The sequence below is a fragment of the Clostridium yunnanense genome (genome assembly GCF_016595795.1).
GTDB classification, from domain to species: domain Bacteria; phylum Bacillota; class Clostridia; order Clostridiales; family Clostridiaceae; genus Clostridium_AR; species Clostridium_AR yunnanense.
Genome location: NZ_JAENHN010000010.1, coordinates 1 through 24,242, shown reverse-complemented (window position 1 = coordinate 24,242; position 24,242 = coordinate 1). Strand labels below are relative to the sequence as shown.

Below are 24,242 nucleotides of genomic sequence, written 5' to 3'. Positions count from 1 at the left end.
TATGCACAATACAATATAATGAAATTACTAAATGAAATATTTTCCATAAATTCATTAACTTTTCTTATTGAATTATTTATGAAAGGAGGATTTTTGATCTTTATCAACTTTAAGAATTGACTCTACTTAATTTCAACACAGTACTTGGACATTGCATAATAATTAAATAAATATAATTGGAGGGAATAGAAATGTTTCGGATTATGCCTCTAAAGGCAAAGAAATTTAGGAGTATATTATCTTTTTCTATTGTATTTACCATGATTATGACCATGGTAATATGCGGCACACCAAAGATTGCAAAAGCTGCTGGCTCACCTTTATTATCTCTCAGAAAACCAGTACTTGCTTCTTCTACTGAAGGCTCTAACAGCACTGATAAAGCAGTAGATGGAAATATCAATTCTCGCTGGGCCAGTGTATGGCAGATGGATCCTCAATGGATTTACGTAGATCTAGGCTCTACTGCAAATATTAATCGCGTATATCTAAGCTGGGAAGGCGCTTATGCAAAATCATTCCAAATACAAACCTCAAGCGATGCCAACACTTGGACATCAATCTATTCTACAACCTCAGGCACAGGCGGTGTTAACGACTTAACTTTATCTGGAACAGGTAGATATGTTCGTGTATACTGCACACAACGTGCTTTATCCGATTATGGTTACTCTCTATATGAATTTCAAGTATATGGTGACTATACTACACCTCAACCACCTGCCCCTGTAAACGTTGCCTTAAATAAACCTACCAATGCATCTACTTGGGAAGTACCTAGTTGGTCAACTGCCCCTGATATAGTATCCGCAAGAAAAGTAAACGATGGAGATGTAACTAGCAGATGGTCCTCTGAGTCATGGGATCCTCAATGGGTATCCATAGACCTCGGCACCGTTCATACTATAGGTACTATTGTGTTAAGCTGGGAATCTGCCTACGGAAAATCCTACGATATACAAGTTTCAGATGACAACACTAATTGGAAAACTGTTTACCGCCAACTTTATGGACAAGGTGGTGTGGAAACTATAAAGGTTAAGGCTAGTGGTCGTTACGTCAGAATGTATGGTTTTGCAAGAGGTACAGCTTTTGGGTATTCCTTATACGAATTCGAAATATATGATTTCGTTAATGGCGATCCAACTCCAGCTGTTCATATACCTGACATGCCTGTATCAAAGGTTGTTAGTGTTGGCGCTGGTAGTTATAAAACAAACGATATAACCTGCTACTCACCTATATATCCAGAATATAAAACAGCAAATCTAAAAACACCTATTCCATCTGGTGGCTGGTGGCAATCAATCTTAATAAAACGCTTAAGCGATGGCATAGTTCCCCTACCTTTTAGAACTCAATATACAGATCAAGGTCTAAGCATCATGAATCCTGGAGCAGGTTTTGTAAGTTCCGATGGAAAAACTATAAGTACCGCCGGTGCACCTGACTTTTATCTTATGGCAAGCAATATAGATCCAATGAAAATGTCTGCAAAAGTTGATGGTTACGGAGATTACTCTGTAAGATCAGTGCTAAGCGATGATGATACTTTTAAGCTGAAAACAACAATGGTTAAAGGCTCCCCTTATCTATACAATGAATTTACAGATGCTAACTCCCCTTTTATCACTTTAAATGCTTCAACAAGATTTTTTGATGACAAGAACAACCCCATATTAGCATCTGATGGTGCAACAGTAACTGCAGATCATTTAGGTGTTGAAGTTACTAACGTTGATTGCAATAACAGTACAAAAATCAGAGCCTATGGTATATTTGCTCCAAATGGAACAGTATTCAAAAAGACAGGAAGTAAACTTACTATTCAGCTTGGAAACGGAGAAAATTATTTATCCATTGCTACCCTTCCTTCTAATGCTAATTTAAACTATTACTATCAACATGCATATGCTTTCGTGACAGATACTAAAGCTACTTTTAAGTGTGATGACGCTACTGGCATGGTTACTACTACTTATAATTCTACAACTCAATTAAAACGTAGCGGCTTCTCCTCAGATACCTTATTAGCATTACTCCCAAATCAGTGGAAGAGCATTACCTCGGCTACAACACTAACTTCCTACACTTATCCTTATATAAGAGGAACGATGAAGGTGCATGAGGGAAACTCATTCTTTATGCAGGATAAATTCACAGGAATAATACCGCAGTTTGGTATTCCTTCAGATTCTAGCACTTACAATAAGGCAGATGTTATAAGCTATCTTAACAATACAAATTCAATGCTTGAAAACAACTATATGTGGGACGATCCTTACTGGGAAGGCAAAAACCTTCAACCATTAAGTCAAGCTATTCTAATTGCTGATCAATTAGGTGAAACCGCAATACGTGACAAGTCTTTATCTATTTTAAAGAAAATCTTAACTAACTGGCTTACTTATAGTGGTGGATATCCAAACGACTATCCTTACTACCTATATTACTCTCCTGAATGGGGTACAATGCTAGGTGATGGCGGAGATCATGGTATGGCCAAATGGATGTCTGATCATCACTATGTATGGGGATATTTCATTTATGCATCTGCCATTTTGGCTTCCTATGATAAAGATTACTTGAACGATTATGGAGGCATGGTTGAAGAGCTTATAAAAGATATAGGAAATCCTTCCCGCAATGATTCTATGTATCCATATGTAAGAGCCTTTGACCCTTATGAAGGTGTATCTTGGGCCGGTGGTTATGGAGATAGCTATGATGGAAATAATCAAGAAGCTACCTCAGAAGCATTATTTGCATATGCAGGTGAATATTTGTGGGGTGTTCTTACTAATAATGCTCAATACAGAGATGCAGGTATGTGGGTATATACTGTAGAAACAAAATCCGTATTAGACTATTGGTTCGACTATGATCAAGATAGCTTCCCAGCTAACTATACTCATGGCGTAGCAGGTCAGGTTTGGGGAAGTAAGAATGTTTACGGTACTTATTTTTCCACTGATCCTAACTGCATATACGGTATAGGTTGGCTTCCAGTAGCACCTTATATGTCATACTTTGGTTTAAATTCTGCTGCTGCAAAAAGAACTTACGATTCATTTGTAAAAGACAAAGGTGGAGCTGAAAATGGTTGGTATCATGTTATCTGGCCTTTTGAAGCCTTGAGTGATCCAACTGCTACTATAGCAAAATGGGATCCTTCTAAGATTGCAGCCGACGATGCTAATGGACAAAAGGAATGGCCAAACACCTACTGGTTTATTCACGCCATGGATGCCTTCGGAACTCGTACCTCAGATATATGGTCATCTAACTGGACCACTTATCAGGCTTTTGTTAAAAATGGAAAGTATACGGTTAATATATGGAACCCAACTAGCACAACTCAATATGTTGTATTTAGAGATACTACTGGCAATATAGTTGGTACAGTAACAGTCCCTTCTATGAAAACAGTAGTGGCTGATCCTAAAAACGGTATTCAACCTCCTGCTGCAAACGGACAAGTTTCTGCACCTACCTTTAGCGTTGCTAGTGGAACTTATAGCTCTGCACAGTTAGTTGAGATTTCATCTCAGACACCAGGAGCAACTATTAGGTACACCACAGATGGAACAGAACCTAATGCTTCTTCACAAAAATATACAGGAGCAATAAACGTATCTCAAAATACTACCTTAAAAGCTAAAGGATTTAAAGAGCTTATGAATGATTCTAACTCAACTAGTGTTAACTACGTGATTTCAGTAAAGGATAAGGTATCTATACCAGCGATAACACCAACTACTGGCACCTATGTAACTTCTCAAACAGTTACAATAACTGATAATACTTCTGGAGCAACTATAAGATATACTACCGATGGCTCTACGCCTTCATCAACCAATGGTACGGTTTATTCAGCTCCGATTACTATATCTTCAACTACAACTATAAAAGCTATAGCTTATAAATCAGGAATGACAGATTCAGATATTTCAACTTCTACTATTACAATTACTACTTCACCTACAAACACAAACTTAGCATTAAATAAAACCGCAACCGCCTACTCTATCCTTGGTGGAAATACAGCCTCTGCCGCCTTTGATGGCAATATAAATACCCGATGGGAATCTCAGTATAGTGATCCTCAGTGGATATCAATAGATCTTGGTTCAAGTTATAACCTTACAGGGGCTAAACTCAACTGGGAAACTGCTGCCGGAAAAGATTATAAGATTCAGGTTTCTAATGATAATACAAATTGGGCTGATGCCTATATAAAGACTGGCGGAACTGGAGGAATAGAAAATATAACCTTCTCCACTCCATACACAGGAAGATATGTACGGATGTATGGAACTGCAAGAACAACAGGATATGGTTATTCCTTATGGGAATTTGAAGCGTACGGCACGGCAATAAATAGTACTAAGCTCTCTACACCTGTAATCACACCTGCAACTGGTACTTATAGTACCTCTCAAACAGTTAATATAAGCAATAGTACTTCAGGTTCAAGTATAAGATATACCACTGATGGCTCTACTCCTTCAGCTACTAATGGAACAATTTATACAGGTGCCTTTACAGTATCTAAGACAACTACAGTTAAAGCAATAGCATATAAATCTGGTATGACAGATTCAGATATTGCATCTTCAATAATCACTATAAATGCGCAACCAACATCACTAAAAATCCAAGCAGAAAGCTATACAGCAATGAGTGATATAGGAACAGAAGCCTGCAACGATATAGATGGCGGTCAGAATGTAGGGTGGATAGATACAGGTGACTGGATGGATTATACTATAAATATTCCAAGTACTGGATCTTATAATTTAAACTACAGAGTAAATGGTTGGAACACTGGTGCGCAGATACAATTGAAGTTAGGAAATACGATTCTAGCTACTACTGGTGTAAATACTAATAACACTTGGACCACTATTAATTCATCTCCTGTAACTCTAACCGCAGGCACTCAAACCTTACGAGTTTATGCTAGTGGTGGAGGCTTCAATCTTAATTGGTTTGAACTTACAAAGTAACTGTTTATACAACCATAAAATTCAATAATATGGTATAATGTTGTAAATAAAATTGTTGAAGCTATTGGTACATATAAAAATGTGCCAATAGTTTCATTAATAAACACATAACTCTTAAACTTACTCATAGGTATTTATAGTTTATCATTTACTAATATAAAAATAATTTTAAATGTAAAGTAGGGATTTAAATGGTTACATTATCTGATGTTTCAAAAGAAGCTGGAGTATCGAGCAGCACCGTTTCTAGAGTAATGAACGGAAATAAAAAAATAAGTGAAGAAACACGAAAAAAGGTTATGGAAGCAGCAAAAAAACTCAACTATAAGCCAAATACTAATTTGATAGAAAATAGAACTACCACTAATACAATAGGTGTGATAGCTTCGTGTCATATATCAGATTATTTTTATTTTCCTGCTCTTGAGAGCATTTTTGAAAAAGTCGAACATCTTGGCTATAAAGTGTTATTTTGTAGATTAAATACTACCTACGGCCTTGAGCCCAATTTTGATATTCTTCAAGATCTTGAAGATAAAGTGGACGGTGTAGTTTTTGTTGGAAACTTCCGTATTACCGAAAATGAGTTAAAAGCCTTCATAGATAACAATATCCCTATTGTTTCTCTATTTGGCTACATTGACGTTCCAGGAATTGCTCATGTTATCACCAATAATTTTCAAGCTGGGTATGATGCTACCTCCTATCTAATAAACATTGGCCATAAAAGAATCGGCCATATTATGTCCAATAGATCTTTTATTCATTCTATAGAGAGAATGAATGGATACATAAAAGCTTTAAAGGATAACAATATAGTTCAAGATGAATCTCTTATAGCAGTAGGAAACTATACCTTCGAAGAAGCTTATCAGGCATCTTTAAATTTTATAGATAGCAATAAATTTACTGCAGTTTTTTGTTTTAGTGATATAATAGCTAGTGCATTTATCAGAGCTTGTAAGGAAAGAAACATAAAAGTTCCTGAAGATATTTCTGTAATAGGTATTGATGATATTACATACGAAAACAATCTAATAAATAAAGATATCATTCCTATTACAACAATGCGTCAACCACGAAAAGAAATGGCTGACTATGCAATAAGAATTCTTCTTCAAAAATTACGTGGAATAGACACTTTTGATAGAAAAGTATATGACCCTATACTCATAGAAAGAAATTCAACTATGCCTAGAAAATGACCTTCTTAATTCTACTTTTCATTAAAAGTTTACAAGATTATTACCTCTAAATAGCATGCTGATTGTTCTTAAGACATTAGCATTTAATTTTAGAGGTATTATTTTTTTATTTGAGATAAAAATATTCAATTTCTAAAAATCATGAATTTAATCATAGAGTTGCGCACCTCTACTAAACGCAATATAAAAATAAAAACCTCCTAGAAATTAATCTAGGAGGCAACTCTATGGGGGACATAGAGATTTAGCACCACTATTTAAATGTATGCTTGAAAATACCGTTAAGCTGGCATTTTCAAACAAACATAAAGTGAATAACTATTTAATTTTCACCAGCAATATGTATTGATAAATCACTTTATATCTACTCAATCTATTATTCTTAGGTATATGAGGTTCCAACTTCAACTATTAATTCATACCTAAGCGAAAATCACAAAAAGCAGTGCTTTTCTAATAAGTATAACTAAGTTTAGTAATGGAATCCTACATCAGCACCCAACTGAACTCCTAAGATATAAACTATAAAGTGATTTATCTTTATAACATATCTCTCATAAAATATCCTTATATTATAGTTGAAAGCTTAACATATCTATATTATTTCCTATTATGAGAAAATTATACCTGCAATATTAATCTTTGTTGCTGAGCTCTAAAGGCTACAGATAATATATAATTCACTACGAAATACATAACGGCAATTATACCAAATATAAGGAACACTTGTGTTGTACTTGCGTACATCCCCATAAGGATCATTCCTTTACCTGTAACTTCTTCTATTCCAACACCCCATAAAAATGATGTGTCCTTTATTACAGTAATATACTGTGATACTAAAGCAGGAATCATATTCTTAAAGGCTTGTGGTATTATAATATATCTAAGGGTCTGGACATTAGTAAATCCTTGAGAATGTGCTGCTTCCCATTGACCTTTTTTAATAGAATTAAGCCCACCTCTTACAATCTCTCCTATTATCGCAGATGTAAATATAGTAAGTGCTAATATCCCAGCACTTACAGGTTTCATATTTACAATGAACCTTGTAACTAAAATCCATAAGAGTGCAGGAGTATTTCTAACAATTTCTATATATAAAGCTGCTAATTTACTAGGTATTCCTTTTGAAGTACCTCTAAGTATTCCAAGTATTGTACCAAATATCATACTTAGAATTATAGTTATGAGAGCAATATACAGAGTAAGACCAAACCCCTGAAGTATAAACTTTATATTAGCAAAAGAAAATAGTTCATTCATCATGCAGTTGCCTCCTCTTTATAATCTAACACAACTTCTTCAACATCATCTCTACGAAGCATCTTACTTTCTCTATTCTCCAAACTTCTAGCTAGGCTAGTTAGTGGGAAGCATAACGCTAAGTATAGTAATCCTGTAATAACATATGCTGGTCCATAGTATAGGTTAGCACTAGACCATGAATCCGTCTGATACATTAAGTCTCCACCAGCTATTATTGAAAGTATAGATGTATTCTTTATAAGATTAACCGCTTGGTTTGTCATAGGTGGAAGCATTATACTTTTAGCCTGAGGAAGTATTATATATCTCATAGCTTCCCAGTAAGAGAACCCTTGAGAATAGGCAGCTTCAAGTTGTCCTTTATTTATAGACTCTATCCCAGCTCTTACAACCTCTGCAATATAAGCCCCATGATACATACCAATTCCCAATACACCTATTACAAAGACTGACAAAACTAAACCTAAATGTGGAAGTCCGTTATATAAAAAGAATACCTGTATAAGCAATGGAGTATTCTGTATAAACTCTACGTATATTCTACTGATTATCTCTAGTACTTTTATCTTAGAGGTTGAGAATATTCCAAACAACACGCCCACAGCTAAAGCTAGCAGCAATGCTAAAATAGACACCTTAAGAGTCATGGCGAAACCATCAAAAAATACTCTCCAATCAGTGAATACTGCTTGCCATTTAAACCAGGCGAAAGGACCATTCATTACTTAAGCCCCCACTTATCGATCAACTTTTGTAAATCCCCTGATGACTTCATTTCTGTGATGGTTTCATTTATAACTTTAGCAAGTTCAGTATTATCTTTCTTTGAAGCTATACCGTAGTTTTGAGGACTAAATTTATCTGATAATATTTTAGTATTATCATCTAAGTATCCAAGTAATATAGCACCATCTACTGAGAAACAATCAACTCTTCCAGAAGATAGAGCTGTTTTGATTTCTGGATAGCTTGCAAATTCTGAGAAAGTTACCTTAATACCTTGCTTATCAGCTTCTTCTTGTAACGCTTTCTTTGTTGTAGAACTTTGCGCAACACCAATCTTCTTACCATTTAAATCCTTAAAACTGCTTACTCCAGCATCTTTTTTAACTAATAAACCAACACCATCTGTAAAATATGGATCGGAGAAGTTATAACTCTTCTTTCTTTCTTCAGTTACTGTAAATGTAGCAGCTACCATATCTATTTCTCCACTATCTAAAAGCGGTCCTCTAGTTTTAGCTGTTACAGCTTGTAAATCCACCTTATTTTCATCACCTAGTATTTTCTTTGCTACAGCTTTTGCTATATCAATTTCAAATCCTTCTATCTTTCCTGTACTAGGATCCTTGTAACCATACTTTGGAACGTCTACTTTTACCCCAACCTTTAGAGTTCCTCTGTCTATAATTTTTTGTATATCTGCAGGTTTACTGCTACCACCACTGTTTGAAGCAGTTTTACTTGGAGCCGATGAGCATCCAGCTAAAGTAAGTGTAAGTGCAAGGATTAGAATTGAAGTTATCTTTTTCATTTTTTTACCCCCTATTTATCTTAAAATTTTACTTAAGAAAGCTTTTGTTCTATCATGTGTTGGGTTTTTGAAGAAATGTTCCGGCGTTCCTTGTTCGATTATTTCTCCTCCATCCATAAATATAACCCTATCTGCAACTTGTCTTGCGAAGCCCATCTCATGTGTAACAACTACCATTGTTATCTTTTCATGGGATAAGTTAACCATAACATCTAGAACTTCTTGTATCATTTCTGGATCTAGAGCTGATGTTGGCTCATCAAAAAGTATTATCTTAGGGTGCATATTTAGAGCTCTTGCTATCGCTACTCTTTGCTGCTGCCCTCCAGATAACTGTGATGGATACGCATTAGCTTTGTGTTTTAGCCCAACCTTTTCTAGATACTCAAGTCCAGTTTTTTCTGCTTGTTCTTTAGATACTTTCTGTATCTTAATTGGTGCAAGTGTTAAGTTTTCAAGTACAGTCTTGTGAGGATATAAGTTAAAACCTTGAAATACCATAGCAGCTGACTGCCTAACTTTTGTTATAGGCGCTCTAGTCGCAGTAAGATCAACCTCATCTACTATAACCTTACCTGAAGTTGGTACTTCTAAAAAGTTTATACACCTTATTAACGTACTTTTTCCAGAACCACTTGGCCCAATTACTACCAGCTTCTCTCCTTCGTTTACTGTTAAATCTATATCCTTTAACACATGTAGTTTCCCAAAATGCTTGTTCACTCTTTCAAGTTTAATCATAATAGTCCCCCTTTTCACTAAATCCCCAAATTTAAAAAACATCATTAAACTCACTATATTTTTATCGTTATATCAAAAATATCATTATTTTTTTAATAGTAATCTGTGTAAAAAGCAAATATTTTACCTATTTATATATTATCAAGTTAAGGTTATCTAGTCAATAAATATTCAAAACTTTGCATAATTATAGATTCGTTCCTGCATTTTTTTATCATTATCCCATATTTACCTTCATAAAAAACCTTTACATTACGAAAATAACATTATATCTTTCTCTATTTTATTACTTTGTAAATATATGTTTCATCAAATTTTCTAAAATTCTTTGACTTTTAAGATACTTCCATATAATTTATAATATTTTTTAAATCATTAAATATAAATCAAATACTTTCATTAACAGATTGATAATTTATCAATTCCAGCAAAGGTTTTAATTATAGCCAAAATAAAAAGACATCTCTTGACGAGACGTCTTTTTATTTGAATCTTATAGTATTATTTTATAAGTGATTTTCCTGTCATTTCTGCTGGAACTTCTAAGCCCATAGTTTCAAGCATTGTTGGAGCTATATCAGAAAGTCTTCCACCTTCTCTAAGTTCTCTTCCCTTAGCATTGTTTGCTATCCATAAGTATGGAACTGGCTCAGTTGTATGAGAAGTCATAGGACCACCTGTTGAGAAGTCTATCATAACTTCTGCGTTACCATGGTCAGCCGTTACAAATACAGTACCATCTTTTTCAAGAACTTTTTCTATTACCTTACCAGCACATTCATCTACAGCTTCGATAGCTTTCTTAGCTGCTTCGAAAACTCCAGTATGACCAACCATATCTGGGTTAGCATAGTTAAGTATTATCATATCATAAGTATCTGAATCTAACTTAGCTAAAAGTTCTTCAGTTAATTCATAAGCACTCATTTCTGGCTTAAGGTCGTAAGTTGCAACCTTTGGTGAAGGTATAAGAGCTCTATCCTCACCTTTATTTGGAGCTTCAACTCCCCCGTTAAAGAAGAAAGTTACGTGAGCATACTTTTCAGTTTCAGCTATTCTTAATTGGTTTAATCCTTTATCAGCAACATATTGTCCTAATGTATTTGTGATAGTTTGTGGCTTGTACGCTACATGTACTCCTTCTAAACTCTTATCGTATTGAGTCATAGTAACATAAGTAAGATTTAAAGTTTCTCTTTCAAATCCAGCGAATTCTTTATCGTTTATAGCTCTAGTTATTTCTCTAGCTCTATCAGGTCTGAAGTTGAAGAATATTACTGAATCTCCGTTTTTGATGTTTCCAGTTGGATGTCCATCTTCTAATATAACACATGGTAAAACAAACTCATCAGTTTTGTTATCATGGTATGAACTTTCCATACATTCTACTGCACTATTAGCTGTTTCGCCCTTTGCATTTACTATTGCATCATAAGCTAATTGTACTCTTTCCCATCTGTTATCTCTATCCATAGCGTAGTATCTTCCGCTAACTGTAGCGATCTTACCTACTCCAATTTCTTTCATATAACTTTCTAAAGCTTCTATAAATCCCTTACCTGATGACGGAGCAACATCTCTTCCATCCATGAAAGGATGAACATAAACTTTAGTTAATCCTTTTTTCTTAGCTAAAGATAATAAGCCTTTTATATGATCTATATGTGAGTGAACTCCACCATCAGAAAGAAGTCCTAACAGATGTAATGCACTATCATTCTTTAAAGCGTTATCTACTGCAAGATTTAACTCTTCATTATCAAAGAAATCTCCATCAGCAATAGCCTTAGTTATTCTTGTAAGCTCTTGGTATATTATTCTTCCTGCACCTATATTTAAGTGACCAACTTCTGAGTTACCCATTTGTCCTGTTGGTAGTCCTACATCCATACCACTTGCTTGAATTGTTGTCTGTGGATATTCTTTAAAGTATCTATCAAAATTAGGCTTGTTAGCTGCCTCTACAGCATTTCCGTCTGATTTAGGAGCTACTCCAAATCCGTCTAATATCATTAACATTACTGGCTTTTTAGTCATATTATCCTCCATATTTATAAACATTTTGTTTGATGTATCACCAATTAACCTATAGCTTTTTATATAGTATCTTTAAAACTCTTTACAATTATGTTAAAGATTTTTAAGTATACTTTTATTCCAACAACTATACTTCTATTATCATTATGTTCTACGAATATATCACTTCATAAATAAAACTTATTATTTTAAAATCCTCTCACCAGAACCCGTGAGAGTTTTAAAAATAAATTTCAGTTCGAAGTGGTACATCTACAATCACAATTATAATATGTGATAAAATAAAAAACAATAGCAACAAACAATTGGTATTAGTTGCCTGTCACTATTGTCTTTATCCAAAACTCATTTTAATACAAACTATTAAATATAGTTATATCTTAATAGTTAACGATTCCTGCAAAGTCTGTTGCTACTAAACTTGCTCCACCAACTAAAGCTCCATCGATATCTGATTGCTCCATTTGTTCCTTTATTGTTGAAGGCTTAACACTTCCGCCGTATTGGATTCTTGTCTTATCAGCAGCTTCTGCTCCAAATAAGTCAGCAACCATTTTTCTTATAGCAGCTATTGTTTCATTAGCTTGTTCTGATGTAGCTGTCTTACCAGTTCCTATAGCCCAGATTGGTTCGTAAGCTATAACTAACTCTTCAACTTGTTCTTTAGTTAATCCAGCTAAGTCAACCTTTATTTGAGCTTCTATAACTGCATTTGTCTTTCCTGATTCTCTTTCTTCTAAGCTTTCACCAACACATAGTATTGGAACTATCTTGTGTGCAAAAGCAGCTTTTAACTTCTTGTTAACTGTTTCATCAGTTTCAGCAAAGTATTGTCTTCTTTCGCTGTGACCTATTACAACGTAATCTATAGCTAAAGCTTCTAACATTCCTGGAGCTATTTCTCCAGTGAAAGCGCCTTTTTCTTCCCAATGCATGTTTTGAGCTCCAACTTTTATGTTAGTACCAGCTACAGCTTTTTTAACAGCATCTAAAGCTACAAATGTTGGGCAAACTACTACTTCACTAGCAGCATCCTTTACTAATGGCTTTAATTCTTCTATAAACTTAACTGCTTCATCAACAGTGTAATGCATCTTCCAGTTTCCTGCAATTATTGCTTTTCTCATATCTTTCACCTCTAAGTTTTATTTGTTTTAAATTGTTATTAATTTTAGGAAAGCTTAAAGCCCATAAAATCAATAAATTGTTAACTTTTTATATTGTTAAAAATATAAAAAGTTATATTTTTAACTTCTTATATATATATATTTATTAGTTTATAAGGAGCGGCAAAAGCCGCCCCCCACACTAAAAAAATGTACTATTTATCGTTTAAAGCTGATATTCCTGGAAGGTCTTTTCCTTCTAAGAATTCAAGTGATGCTCCACCACCAGTTGAGATGTGAGTCATCTTGTCTCCGAAGCCTAATATATTAACAGCAGCAGCTGAATCTCCACCACCTATTACTGTTGTAGCATCTGCGTCAGCCATAGCCTTAGCAACTGCAACTGTTCCCTTATTGAAGTTTTCGAATTCGAATACTCCCATTGGTCCGTTCCAGATTACAGTCTTAGCATCTTTTATAGCATCAGCATATAAAGTTTCTGTCTTTGGTCCTATATCTAATCCCATAAATCCAGCTTCGATATTTTGATCTTCAGTAACCTTAGGTTCAACATCTTTGAATTCTGCAGCTACTCTATGATCTACTGGCAATAAGAAATTAACATTCTTAGCCTTAGCTTTTTCAACCATTTCTAAAGCATAATCTAATCTATCAGCTTCAACTAGTGAGCTTCCGATTTCATATCCTTGAGCTTTTAGGAATGTGTAAGCCATTCCTCCACCTATTATTATAGTATCAACCTTATCTAATAAGTTGTTTATAACAGCTATCTTATCTGAAACCTTAGCTCCACCTAATATAGCAACGAAAGGTCTAACTGGATTGTTTACAGCTTCTCCTAAGAACTTTAATTCTTTTTGAATTAAGTATCCACATACAGCTGTATCAACAAACTTAGTAACTCCTTCAGTTGATGAGTGAGCTCTATGAGCAGTTCCGAAAGCATCATTTACATATATATCACAAAGACTAGCTAATTCTTTTGATAAATCTTCTCCGTTTTTGCTTTCTTCTTTTCTGCATCTAGTGTTTTCAAGAAGAACAACGTCTCCTTCTTTCATTTCTGCTACAGCTTTTCTAGCATTTTCTCCAACTACTTCTTGATCAGCTGCAAATACAACTTCTTTATCTAGCATTTCGCTTAATCTTGTAGCAACTGGTGCTAATGACTTAGAAGCGTCTTTTCCTAAATGTGAACAAAGAACAACCTTTGCACCATTTTCTATTAAGTATTTTATTGTTGGAAGTGCTCCAACTAATCTATTTTCATCTGTTATAACTCCATCTTTTAATGGAACGTTAAAATCGCATCTTACTAATACTCTTTTACCTTTAACTTCGATATCTTCAATTGTTTTCTTATTGAAACTCATGGATTTTCACCTCTTAATTTTATAATTTAAAAAGGTCTGGCCTTATAGCCATAACTACAAAACCAGACCTATTTTTGATGTTTAAATACTTTTAACTAAATACTTAAAATTACTTTAAGAAGTTAGCGAAGTGCTTTATAGTTCTAACCATTTGGCTAGTGTATGAATTTTCATTGTCATACCATGAAACTGTTTGAACTTGGTATAAATCTTCTCCGATTTTTGAAACCATAGTTTGAGTTGCATCAAATAATGATCCAAATCTCATTCCAACGATATCAGAAGATACTAATTGTTCTTCAGTGTAACCGAATGATTCGTTTGAAGCAGCTTTCATAGCAGCATTTATGCTTTCAACAGTTATGTCTTTACCCTTAACAACTGAAGTTAAGATTGTAGTTGAACCAGTTGGAACTGGAACTCTTTGTGCTGAACCGATTAATTTTCCGTTTAATTCTGGAATAACTAATCCTATAGCTTTAGCAGCACCAGTTGAGTTAGGAACTATGTTTACAGCAGCAGCTCTAGCACGTCTGAAGTCTCCACCTCTGTGTGGTCCATCTAATACCATTTGGTCTCCAGTATAAGCATGGATTGTTGACATTATACCTGATTGAATTGGAGCTAAGTCATTAAGAGCTTTAGCCATTGGAGCTAAACAGTTAGTTGTACAAGATGCAGCTGAAATTATATGATCATCAGCAGTTAATATATCATGGTTTACATTGAATACAACTGTTGGAAGATCGTTACCAGCTGGAGCTGATATAACAACTTTCTTAGCACCTGCAGTGATGTGAGCTTGTGATTTAGCTTTTGATACATAGAAACCAGTACATTCAAGTACTACGTCTACTCCGATTTCTCCCCAAGGAAGTGTTGCAGCATCAGCTTTTGCATATATTTGGATTTCTTTTCCATTTACAACTATAGAAGATTCTTTAACTTCTACTGTTCCATCATATCTACCTTGAGATGAATCATATTTTAATAAGTGTGCTAACATTTTAGGATCTGTTAAGTCGTTGATTGCAACAACATCATATCCCTCTGCACCGAACATTTGTCTGAATGCAAGACGTCCAATACGTCCAAACCCATTAATTGCTACTTTAATATTTGCCATTGAAAGTACCTCCTAAAAGATATAATTTTTATTTAAAATATTTGTAAAAATACTTTATAACATTTTTACACTTGCTATTTAGGTTAAAACAACAACCTGGTCATTAATGCTCCCAGTGAATATTATTTCGTCCCACATGTCTATTATAGAATACTTAACGGAATTTTTAAATAGTATTTTTAAAAAAAACTGTAAATTTTACTTTATTTAAGGAAACATTGCGATTTTAATGGTAAAATTGTTATAATTTAAACCATATATTAAATTATTATCACTATTAATCAAATATTGTAATTTCATTTACCTTGATTATTCAATAAACATTCCTGTAGCATTAACATTTTACCTAGCAAAACATACTAATATAGTTTTTTAAAAATAGTTTTATTTTATTCCTGTTTATTGCGCCCATTTAAATATTCTATGATTTTCATTGCAGCACCTTCATCTGTAATCAGAACACCATTGCTTTTATTTAGTTCTGTAGCAAGAATAGCTTCTACTTTATTCTTCCCACCTGCTACTGCAATATGAGTAGATATTTTATTTACATCATTTATATTTATTCCCAGGGTTTGATTTACACTTATAACCTTAGCTTCTTTATCAAAATAAAATCCAAAAGCCTCACCTACAGCGCCTAGACTTGTTAGTCTATCAAATTGTTCCTGCGATAAACCTCTTTTTATTGCCATTTTGTCCGCTCTACCAATACCATATATAAGCACATTAGCTTTATGAATGGTATCTATTACGTCTTTTATCTCTTTTTCTTGTATAATAGTTTCTAATATCTCTTCACTTAAATTCTCTGGAACATGAAGCATCTTATAGCTTCCATTTAACTTTTCCGCCAATCTAGCAGCAAGTGTATTAGCCTGTGTTTCAACTTTTTTTCCCATACCGCCTCGAGCTGGAACCACCATTGCATTGTGAATATTATTCATCTTAGGAAAGTTATCTATTACTTCTTTTATTGTACTTCCTCCAGTGATAGCTATTATGTTTCCACTCTTTATAATTGATTTTGCATAATTAGCAGCTGCTTTTCCTAGTTCCTTTATTATTGAATTATCAATATCCATATCTCCAGGAACTACTATTACTTTTTTTGTTCCAAGAGACTTTCTAATAAACTCTTCTACATCTGACAATCCTTTTATTTCATGAATAAATTCTTTTAAGCTTTCCAAGATTTCTTCTCCATCTTTTGTTACTGTCATACCTGGAGTATTTATTTCTATTAAGCCTTGAGATTTTAAAAAGTTTATCTCTGTTCTTACTATTCTTTCTCCTAAACTTAACATGTTCGCTAATATTCTTCTTCCTATTGGTTGATTGTAGTATATAGCTCTTAGTATGCTATATCTTTTCTCAAGTAGCTCCACTAGTTCAGGCACTATCTTTTTTTGTAGCTTCAATATTTCTTGCAAGAAAAACACTCCTTTGGCCCTTCAACGTCCCACTAAATACTTTTATGTCCCACAAATAATATTATAAACCAACATTTTATATTTTAAAAGTTGATTTAGAAAATATTTACTAAAAAGTTGCTGAATCAACTTTCTTCAGTAAGCTTTTTCACGCATCTGCATTTCCGAATGTATATGTAAAACCTTATAGTCAACATATTCTTCTTTTTTATTCTTTCATTTATATTATGCTTTAACTTCTTATCGTATTTACTCATAGATATAATTGAGTTATAAACTCCTAAAGAATAAAAAATAACTACTTTAAAGCCATAGATAGCATAATATTTTATACTTACATAAAATATCCACTTCTTATTTTGGTATTAAAGTAGTTATTTGAATATCTTTAATTTATTCCATTTTATGTATATCTAGAATCTTTTTCTTTTACTAGAAGACTTTATACCAATTTCCTCTCTGTATTTTGCTACAGTTCTTCTAGAAATATTCATCTCTTTCTTATTAAGTTCATCACATATGGCTTGATCCGAAAGTGGTTTAGCTTTATCTTCTGCGTCTACTAACTGTTTAATTGCCTTCTTTATACTTATTACAGCTAAATCTTCACCAGAACCTTGTGTTTGTATTCCAGTAGTAAACATATCTTTTATTTTTATAGTACCTCTAGAAATCAAAACATACTTTTCTTTAATTGCTCTACTAACAGTTGATTCATGTATATCTAATTCTTCAGCAATCTCTTTTAAGGTCATTGGCCTTAAGTATTGTTCACCCTTCTCAAAGTACTCTTTTTGTTTATCCACTATACGTTCCAAAACCTTATGCAAAGTACTTTTTCTTTGTTCAATACTTTTAATTAAGAACATAGCACTGTCTATCTTATCTTTTACATAACTCTCAGCATCCTTGTCCTTACTTTGTGAAATAATTTCTTTGTATAAAGGATTAATTGTAAGACTAGGTAAAACCCTCTCATTCATAATAATTATGAATTCATCATTTAGTTTTCTTATCTCAGCATCCGGTATTATGTACTTCTCTTCATCACCTGTATAAAACCCTCTTGAAGGTTTAGGTTCTAAAGTTTTAATAAGGTCTCCATACTTTTGAGAATCTTGCACACTTATTCCAAGCTTCTTTGCGATATTATTATATTTATTATCAGCAATATCCTCTAAGTGTTCGTTTACAATAGCTTCTAAAATATCATCTAATATACCTCTGTGCATAAGTTGTATCTTGAGACATTCTTTTAAGTCTCTTGCACCTATACCAACTGGGTCTAAATTCTGTACGATATAAAGGGCATCTTCTGCCAAATCAGCCGATATGTTTATTTCGTTGCTCAAGGCTTCTAAACTTATATCCAAATATCCCTTACTATCTATACTTTCAATAATGTAATCACATATATTTTTCATATATTCATCTATGTCTAATATTAATACTTGTTCGTGAAGGTGATCCTTTAAGGACTTTTTAGAAGAAATAAACATGAATGGTGATACTTCTTCATCATAACTAGAAGAAGATTGAGCACCATAGTTATCAAATTCTAGATACTTTATTATTTCTTTATAGTCTATTCTATCATTAATTTCAGTCTTTTCCTGATAATTATTATCATACTCAGCTTCAAGAACAGGATTTTCCGAATACTCTCTTTCAATATACTGCACTAAATCTATATTGGACATTTGAAGTATTTTTATTGAAAGCTGCATTTTCTGAGTTAAAATTAATCTTTGTTCTTGGGTTAATTTAAACGATAACTCCATCCCCATATAAATACCTCTTTATCATTTCATATATTAAAGGGCTCTAAAGTCAAAACATCCCTAAAATTAGTATTTTCAACCAATTAATAGCCATATCCAAACTAAAAATCCTATAATTTTATTCTATTTTAAAATCATAAAAATAACAAGTATTAAGAACATGGATGTTTATATAATAATAATCTTATATTTAAAAAACATAAAAATTTAGTATCTTAAATGTTAACAGTGCCGTAACTAAGACTTTTCAAATTTAAAAAATAATTTATTTTTACTAAAGTGATATTCCTCTAATACATAAAAGATATATCACTTTAGTTATTTCTGAACTTTCATAAAGAATATCCACACAAATCTATGTTTACGAGCCTTATGTAATAATTATTATTGTATAGGAGGAGGGGTAAATTCTCGTGCTTCTTCTGATCTAGTAGGAATCTTAAATTTACCACTTACTATTTCTGCTTTATACTTTTCTACAAGCTCTATTATCTCTTTAGGAGTATTATTGGAAGTAGATTTTGCCACCTCTATCCCTCCACCTGACAAACCTAACTTCACAACGTTATTTTCACCTCCTCTGAACTTTCCTTCTATAGTTTCTTGGCAGGCCTGATATGCAACCTTATCTAGATTCTTAACCATTGAAGACAAAATTACATCAGTGTATTTTTCATATATTTCACCTTGATCTGTATCAACACCTATTGCGAACTTTTTAGTTTCCTTTGCAGCTTTAAAAACACCTTCTCCTGCGGTTCCTGCTGCGTGAAATATTATATCGCATTCTCTATCATATAACTCTTTAGCGAGTTTATATGACTTATCCTTATCCGTAAAACTTCCTACATATCTAACATTCTTTTTACTTATTATAGCCTCGAAAGCAGCCGGATTAACAGTTTTTACCCCACATGCAAAGCCAACTTCAAAACTTTCTGATATAGGAGTCTCAGTTCCTCCAATAAAACCTACCTTATTGGTTTTAGTCATTTTACCAGCTATAATTCCCATTAAAAATGCCCCTTCTTCATTATTAAAAGTTATTGACTTTACATTAGGTGCATCAATCATAGCATCAACAATAACAAAATTTTTGTCACTTTTATTTTTAGCGGCCTTAGTTATAGCGTCTACCATACCATATCCTACTCCAAAGGTTAAATCACTATCCTTTGCTGCTTTATCTATATTCTTTTGAAAATCATCTTTACTTTTTGATTCCATTATATTTGATGTTATGCCTAAATCTTTAGAAGCTTTTTCAACCCCTTCATAAACTGCTTGGTTAAATGATCTATCCTTTATCCCACCCTCATCGGTTATTAACGATATCTTTATTTTTTTACTACTCCCACCTTTGGATGAGTCATCTTTCTTGCTACATGCACTTAACATACTAGATATCACAATTATGCTTAACAGAAGATTAAATATCCTATTTTTCACATTAACCCCTCCAAACTTAAATGATGGATTAAAAACCAAGATAAATTCCTTCAATTCTAAAAATTAACTTTTTTATTTTAGAACTAAATTTTATGACTAATTCATTAGTGAAGTGCTTTATCTATATACATATAATTTACGACAATATGAGTTTATTATTCTAGTAAATTAAATGAATTATTATTACACATTAATACTATATAGGAATTTTATGTTATAATTTTTACTGACTGTTAGTTAAACCACTCGATTATTTTCTTTATTAAAATTAAATTTTTTGGATACGTTTAAGAGCATTATTGAAATTAATTAGTTATACAGGAGATGGTATATGAGCGAGCTATTTAGAATTAAAGCATTGGATGAATAGTTAATTAATTTCAACACTGTAGTTTAAACCACCATCTTTCTAACTTTAAGCATTTTTACATAAAAGTTATTAATAATTTATAGGAGGTATTTATTGTGAAAAAATTCAATAAAATTCTTTTAATGTTCATTATTCTCTTAATCCCACTGTCTATTCTTGGTTGCTCTAAGCAAGAAAAACCATCAGATGCTTTCAATAAATTTAAGGAAGCATTAGTGAAAAAAGATTATAAGACCGTGTATTCACTTTTAGATGATAAGTCAAAAAGTTATATAGCAGAAAAAGATTTTATAGATAAGTATGATAGTATATATAAAAGTCTTGAAAGCGATAATATTAATATTAGTGCTAAAGATTTATCTCAAGCAGATAAGTCTAAAGATTCAACTATTAGCATTCCCTTTGATTTATCCATGGACAGTAGCTTTGGAAAACTAGATATTAAAGATTACAATCTAATTCTAATAAAAAACTCTGACAAAAAAGATAAGGATAATCTTTGGAAAATTCAATGGAGTGAAAAACTTATATTCCCTCAGATGGAAAAGGGAGAAAAAGTTAAAATTCAAAGGATAGCTGCAACTAGAGGCGAGTTAACTGATAGATCTCAAGCCAAATTAGCATACAATGACAAAGTTGCTTCTCTCGGAATTCATCCTAGGAAATTTCTTCCTTCAAAAGATTCAAGCATTCAACTCCTTGCTTCAACTCTAGATCTAAGTATTGATTTTATAAATGATAAAATCAAAGGTGCTGAAAATAAACTAGATGAATTTATACCCTTAGTAGATATCTCCTTAAACGAAAAAGATAAACTTCAAAAGGCTATTTCAATACCTGGTGTGAAGTACTTAGAAAAATCCTCTAGAGTATATAATGGCGGAGAAGCTATTGGATCGTTAATAGGATATGTTGCACCAATTACCTCAGAAGAATTAGAAAAAAATAAAGCAAATGGATATGGCAGTACTAGTTATATAGGCAAGGCTGGTTTAGAACAAATTTTTGAAAAAAAATTAAAAGGCGAAGATGGTTTAAAACTTTATATCACTAGAAAAGTTAATGATAAAGATACAGAAGTTATAATCACCAAGAAAGATGCTGTTGCGGGTGAAAATATTCAGCTTTCTATTGATTTAGCTTTACAACAAAAAGCTTATAGCGAAATGAGTGGACAAAAAGGAGCTGCTTCTGCAATTAATCCAAAGACAGGTGAAGTTCTAGCTCTTGTTAGCTCTCCATCTTATGACCCTAACATATTTGTAACCTACAAAACAAACTCCATAAAAAGCAAACTTGATACCTCATGGAAGGATATGTCTGATAGCAGATTTAATAACGCTTATGCTCCTGGATCAATCTTCAAATTAGTTACAGCCTCCATAGGATTAAACAATAAAATAACCAATCCTGATGAAGCACTTGATATTAAAGGTACAAGCTGGCAAAAAGATAGTTCTTGGGGAGGTAAACAAATAACAACCACTGTAGACCCAGGAAAACCTGTGAATTTAAGAGATGCTCTAATTTACTCACACAACATATATTTTGCTGAGCAAGCTTTAAAAATAGGAAAAGATAAATTTATTGAAGGCGCAAAAGCCTTTGGTATAGGAGAAGATTTCCCATTTGCATATCCTATGGCAAAAAATCAACTGGCAAATGATAATAATATAAAGAGTGAAGAGCTTCTTGCAGATACTGGATATGGTCAAGGTGAACTGCTTATAACCCCTCTTCAAGCAGCTTTTCTATACAGTCCTGTTGTTAATGATGGCAATATAATGACCCCAATTCTAGAACTTAACGATAAGAACAAAGGAAAGGTATGGAAAGAAGCAGCAATAAAAAAAGAAAACCTATCTATTTTAAAAGATGATTTAGTAGCTGTTGTAAATAGCCCTTCTGCTACAGGAAGTTTAGCCAAAATAAATGGCGTAAACATAGGAGGCAAGACAGGCACTGCCGAACTAAAAACAAGCCAAAGCGATACAAGTGGCAAAGAAAATTCTTGGTTCGTAGGTATGAATGTAGATAATCCTAAAATCGTTGTATCTATGATAATGGAAGATGCTAAGTCAATTGGAGGAACTAAGTATCTAGTTCCTAAGGTGAAAAATATACTAAGTTACTCTATTGGATCATAAAGATGTACAACTTCGATCCGAAATCTATTTTTAAAACTCTCACGGCTTCTGGTGAGAGAATTTAGAAATAATAAGTTTTATTACGAAGTGTACATCTTATAGCTATACAAATTCAAAAGGCATCTCATGTCTAGGCTTTGCCTATATGAGATGCCTTTTTTGTATATTTAATGTTATTATTTTAGTCTATATTTCAAATAGTGCCTTATTTTAAACTTAATTATCTTTGGCCTTTTTCGTATGGCACACCATCAGCTGCTGGAGCTTGTGTCTTACCTACAAATCCTGCTAAAGCTATCATTGTTATTACATAAGGGAATACTGAGTATATTTCTGTTGGAAGGTTAAGTCCAAGTAACTGTGATTTTAACTGGAACGCATCTGCAAAGCTGAATAGTAAACATGCAAGTAGTGTTCCTTTTGGTTTCCAGTTACCGAAGATAACAGCTGCTAGAGCTATAAATCCTCTTCCTGATACCATTCCGTCTCTATATAGTGGTGTACTTCCAAGTGATAATGCAGCTCCACCAATACCTGCAAGCATCCCTGATATCACAACACATACATATCTTACTTTATATACGTTTATTCCTAGAGTATCTGCTGCCTTTGGATGTTCTCCAACGGCTCTTATTCTAAGTCCCCACGGAGTTTTATATAGTACAAAGTGTGCTATTACAACTGCCACTATTGCTGCATATACAAACCAGTTTAAGTCTCCTACAAGTTTACCTAGCACTGGCATATCTCTTAAAGCTTTTGGTATATTATATGCTAAACCATTAACACCATCCGTTTGTCCGCCTTTTCCGAAAAGCTTAAAGATAAGAAAGGCTGCTAAGGCTTGAGCAAAAAGATTTATAGCTGTACCTGATATTACTTGGTCTGCTTTTAAGTTTATACTTAAAAAAGCATGAATTAATGCTATAAGTCCACCTGCTATTAAAGCAAATATTATTCCTACCATAGCACTTCCTGTAAGGAAGGACCCATATACTCCAAAGAAGGCTCCCATGATCATCATACCTTCAAGACCTATGTTTACAACTCCAGATCTTTCTGAAAATACTCCGCCAAGGCCTGCAAATATTAAAGGAGTTGCAAGAGCTAAAGTTGAAGCTAAAAGTTCCATGATTATATTTATACTAGCCATTGATCAACACCTCTTTTTTCTTCTTCTTTTCTGCAAAGTATTTAACAATGTAGTCTGTTGCTACAAAAATTATTATTATTGATTGTATAAGATATACTATTTCCTTAGGTATACCATTTAACTGTAATACCTTTGAACTACTGTTTAAAGCTCCAAAAAGTACTGCTGCAAATATACATCCTACCGGATGGCTTTTCGCAAGAAGAGCTACTGCCATACCACTAAAACCGTAACCTGGAAGTGAACTAAAGTCATCAGTGTAGTACTTACCACCAGCTAAGTGAACTGCTCCACCAAGACCTGCTATAGCTCCTGATATAACCATTGCTAGTATTATATTTTTTGATATATTTATTCCACCATATTCTGCTCCCTGTGGGTTTAAACCAACAGCTCTAAGCTCATATCCTGTTGTAGTCTTCCATAAAAGCCATGTAACAAATATTGCTACTGCTATTCCTATAAACACACCATAGTTTGCTTGATAG

At 33.3% G+C, this 24,242-nt stretch carries 16 protein-coding genes; 3 read left to right on the top strand and 13 right to left on the bottom strand.

Annotated features, from left to right (window positions below; translation table 11 throughout):
• Nucleotides 1-191: 191 nt before the first annotated feature.
• Nucleotides 192-5,009: a galactose-binding domain-containing protein gene (locus JHL18_RS03440; RefSeq protein WP_200266237.1), complete on the top strand. Its 4,818-nt coding sequence runs from the start codon at nt 192-194 to the stop codon at nt 5,007-5,009.
• Between the two features lie 191 nt (nt 5,010-5,200).
• Nucleotides 5,201-6,214, top strand: a complete 1,014-nt coding sequence (locus JHL18_RS03435; protein ID WP_200266236.1) for a LacI family DNA-binding transcriptional regulator — start codon at nt 5,201-5,203, stop codon at nt 6,212-6,214.
• 621 nt (nt 6,215-6,835) lie between these two features.
• On the opposite strand, the gene JHL18_RS03430 is transcribed toward JHL18_RS03435, so the two are convergent.
• The 11 genes from JHL18_RS03430 to JHL18_RS03380 form a co-directional block, all read right to left on the bottom strand.
• Complete coding sequence (locus tag JHL18_RS03430) at nt 6,836-7,480, bottom strand: amino acid ABC transporter permease (RefSeq protein WP_200266947.1); 645 nt, start codon at nt 7,478-7,480, stop codon at nt 6,836-6,838.
• Nucleotides 7,480-8,205 carry an amino acid ABC transporter permease gene (locus JHL18_RS03425; RefSeq protein WP_200266235.1) on the bottom strand — a complete coding sequence of 242 codons (726 nt, stop codon included), beginning with the start codon at nt 8,203-8,205 and terminating at the stop codon, nt 7,480-7,482. Before JHL18_RS03425 ends, JHL18_RS03430 begins: the two co-directional genes overlap by 1 nt.
• Entirely contained in the window at nt 8,205-9,017 is an 813-nt protein-coding gene (locus JHL18_RS03420) for a transporter substrate-binding domain-containing protein (protein WP_200266234.1), read from the bottom strand. The genes JHL18_RS03425 and JHL18_RS03420 overlap by 1 nt, the downstream gene beginning before the upstream one ends.
• 15 nt (nt 9,018-9,032) lie before the next feature.
• Nucleotides 9,033-9,758 carry an amino acid ABC transporter ATP-binding protein gene (locus JHL18_RS03415; RefSeq protein ID WP_200266233.1) on the bottom strand — a complete coding sequence of 242 codons (726 nt, stop codon included), beginning with the start codon at nt 9,756-9,758 and terminating at the stop codon, nt 9,033-9,035.
• Between the two features lie 501 nt (nt 9,759-10,259).
• On the bottom strand, nt 10,260-11,795 hold the full coding sequence (gpmI, locus tag JHL18_RS03410; RefSeq protein WP_200266232.1) for a 2,3-bisphosphoglycerate-independent phosphoglycerate mutase: 1,536 nt from the start codon (nt 11,793-11,795) through the stop codon (nt 10,260-10,262).
• Between the two features lie 380 nt (nt 11,796-12,175).
• A complete protein-coding gene (gene tpiA, locus JHL18_RS03405; RefSeq protein ID WP_200266231.1) occupies nt 12,176-12,922 on the bottom strand; it encodes a triose-phosphate isomerase in 747 nt (248 codons plus the stop codon).
• Nucleotides 12,923-13,116: 194 nt separating this feature from the next.
• Nucleotides 13,117-14,295 carry a phosphoglycerate kinase gene (locus JHL18_RS03400; protein WP_200266230.1) on the bottom strand — a complete coding sequence of 393 codons (1,179 nt, stop codon included), beginning with the start codon at nt 14,293-14,295 and terminating at the stop codon, nt 13,117-13,119.
• A 109-nt stretch (nt 14,296-14,404) separates the two neighbouring features.
• Nucleotides 14,405-15,421 carry a type I glyceraldehyde-3-phosphate dehydrogenase gene (gene gap / locus JHL18_RS03395; RefSeq protein WP_200266229.1) on the bottom strand — a complete coding sequence of 339 codons (1,017 nt, stop codon included), beginning with the start codon at nt 15,419-15,421 and terminating at the stop codon, nt 14,405-14,407.
• A gap of 389 nt (nt 15,422-15,810) precedes the next feature.
• Nucleotides 15,811-16,854 carry a sugar-binding transcriptional regulator gene (locus tag JHL18_RS03390; RefSeq protein WP_200266228.1) on the bottom strand — a complete coding sequence of 348 codons (1,044 nt, stop codon included), beginning with the start codon at nt 16,852-16,854 and terminating at the stop codon, nt 15,811-15,813.
• Nucleotides 16,855-17,267: 413 nt separating this feature from the next.
• Nucleotides 17,268-18,635 (bottom strand): RNA polymerase factor sigma-54, encoded by a 1,368-nt coding sequence (rpoN, locus tag JHL18_RS03385; protein WP_200266945.1) that lies wholly within the window; start codon nt 18,633-18,635, stop codon nt 17,268-17,270.
• Between the two features lie 384 nt (nt 18,636-19,019).
• Nucleotides 19,020-20,084, bottom strand: coding sequence for a BMP family ABC transporter substrate-binding protein (locus JHL18_RS03380; protein WP_200266227.1), 1,065 nt, complete (start codon nt 20,082-20,084; stop codon nt 19,020-19,022).
• 465 nt (nt 20,085-20,549) lie between these two features.
• Between JHL18_RS03380 and JHL18_RS03375 the strand changes: the two genes are divergently transcribed.
• Nucleotides 20,550-22,601 (top strand): penicillin-binding transpeptidase domain-containing protein, encoded by a 2,052-nt coding sequence (locus tag JHL18_RS03375; protein WP_200266226.1) that lies wholly within the window; start codon nt 20,550-20,552, stop codon nt 22,599-22,601.
• 220 nt (nt 22,602-22,821) lie between these two features.
• Here JHL18_RS03375 and JHL18_RS03370 read toward each other — a convergent pair whose 3' ends face one another.
• Both JHL18_RS03370 and JHL18_RS03365 read right to left on the bottom strand, forming a co-directional pair.
• Nucleotides 22,822-23,754 carry an ABC transporter permease gene (locus JHL18_RS03370; protein WP_200266225.1) on the bottom strand — a complete coding sequence of 311 codons (933 nt, stop codon included), beginning with the start codon at nt 23,752-23,754 and terminating at the stop codon, nt 22,822-22,824.
• The coding region (locus JHL18_RS03365) for an ABC transporter permease (RefSeq protein ID WP_200266224.1) at nt 23,747-24,242 on the bottom strand (496 nt) is incomplete at its 5' end. The genes JHL18_RS03365 and JHL18_RS03370, both read right to left, overlap by 8 nt.

What these genes read in the sequence shown, in the direction of transcription:
- JHL18_RS03440 (WP_200266237.1), top strand. Translation starts at nt 192, where the DNA reads ATGTTTCGGATTATGCCTCTAAAGGCAAAGAAATTTAGGAGTATATTA.
- JHL18_RS03435 (WP_200266236.1), top strand. Translation starts at nt 5,201, where the DNA reads ATGGTTACATTATCTGATGTTTCAAAAGAAGCTGGAGTATCGAGCAGC.
- JHL18_RS03430 (WP_200266947.1), bottom strand. Translation starts at nt 7,480, where the DNA reads ATGAATGAACTATTTTCTTTTGCTAATATAAAGTTTATACTTCAGGGG.
- JHL18_RS03425 (WP_200266235.1), bottom strand. Translation starts at nt 8,205, where the DNA reads ATGAATGGTCCTTTCGCCTGGTTTAAATGGCAAGCAGTATTCACTGAT.
- JHL18_RS03420 (WP_200266234.1), bottom strand. Translation starts at nt 9,017, where the DNA reads ATGAAAAAGATAACTTCAATTCTAATCCTTGCACTTACACTTACTTTA.
- JHL18_RS03415 (WP_200266233.1), bottom strand. Translation starts at nt 9,758, where the DNA reads ATGATTAAACTTGAAAGAGTGAACAAGCATTTTGGGAAACTACATGTG.
- gpmI (WP_200266232.1), bottom strand. Translation starts at nt 11,795, where the DNA reads ATGACTAAAAAGCCAGTAATGTTAATGATATTAGACGGATTTGGAGTA.
- tpiA (WP_200266231.1), bottom strand. Translation starts at nt 12,922, where the DNA reads ATGAGAAAAGCAATAATTGCAGGAAACTGGAAGATGCATTACACTGTT.
- JHL18_RS03400 (WP_200266230.1), bottom strand. Translation starts at nt 14,295, where the DNA reads ATGAGTTTCAATAAGAAAACAATTGAAGATATCGAAGTTAAAGGTAAA.
- gap (WP_200266229.1), bottom strand. Translation starts at nt 15,421, where the DNA reads ATGGCAAATATTAAAGTAGCAATTAATGGGTTTGGACGTATTGGACGT.
- rpoN (WP_200266945.1), bottom strand. Translation starts at nt 18,635, where the DNA reads ATGGAGTTATCGTTTAAATTAACCCAAGAACAAAGATTAATTTTAACT.
- JHL18_RS03370 (WP_200266225.1), bottom strand. Translation starts at nt 23,754, where the DNA reads ATGGCTAGTATAAATATAATCATGGAACTTTTAGCTTCAACTTTAGCT.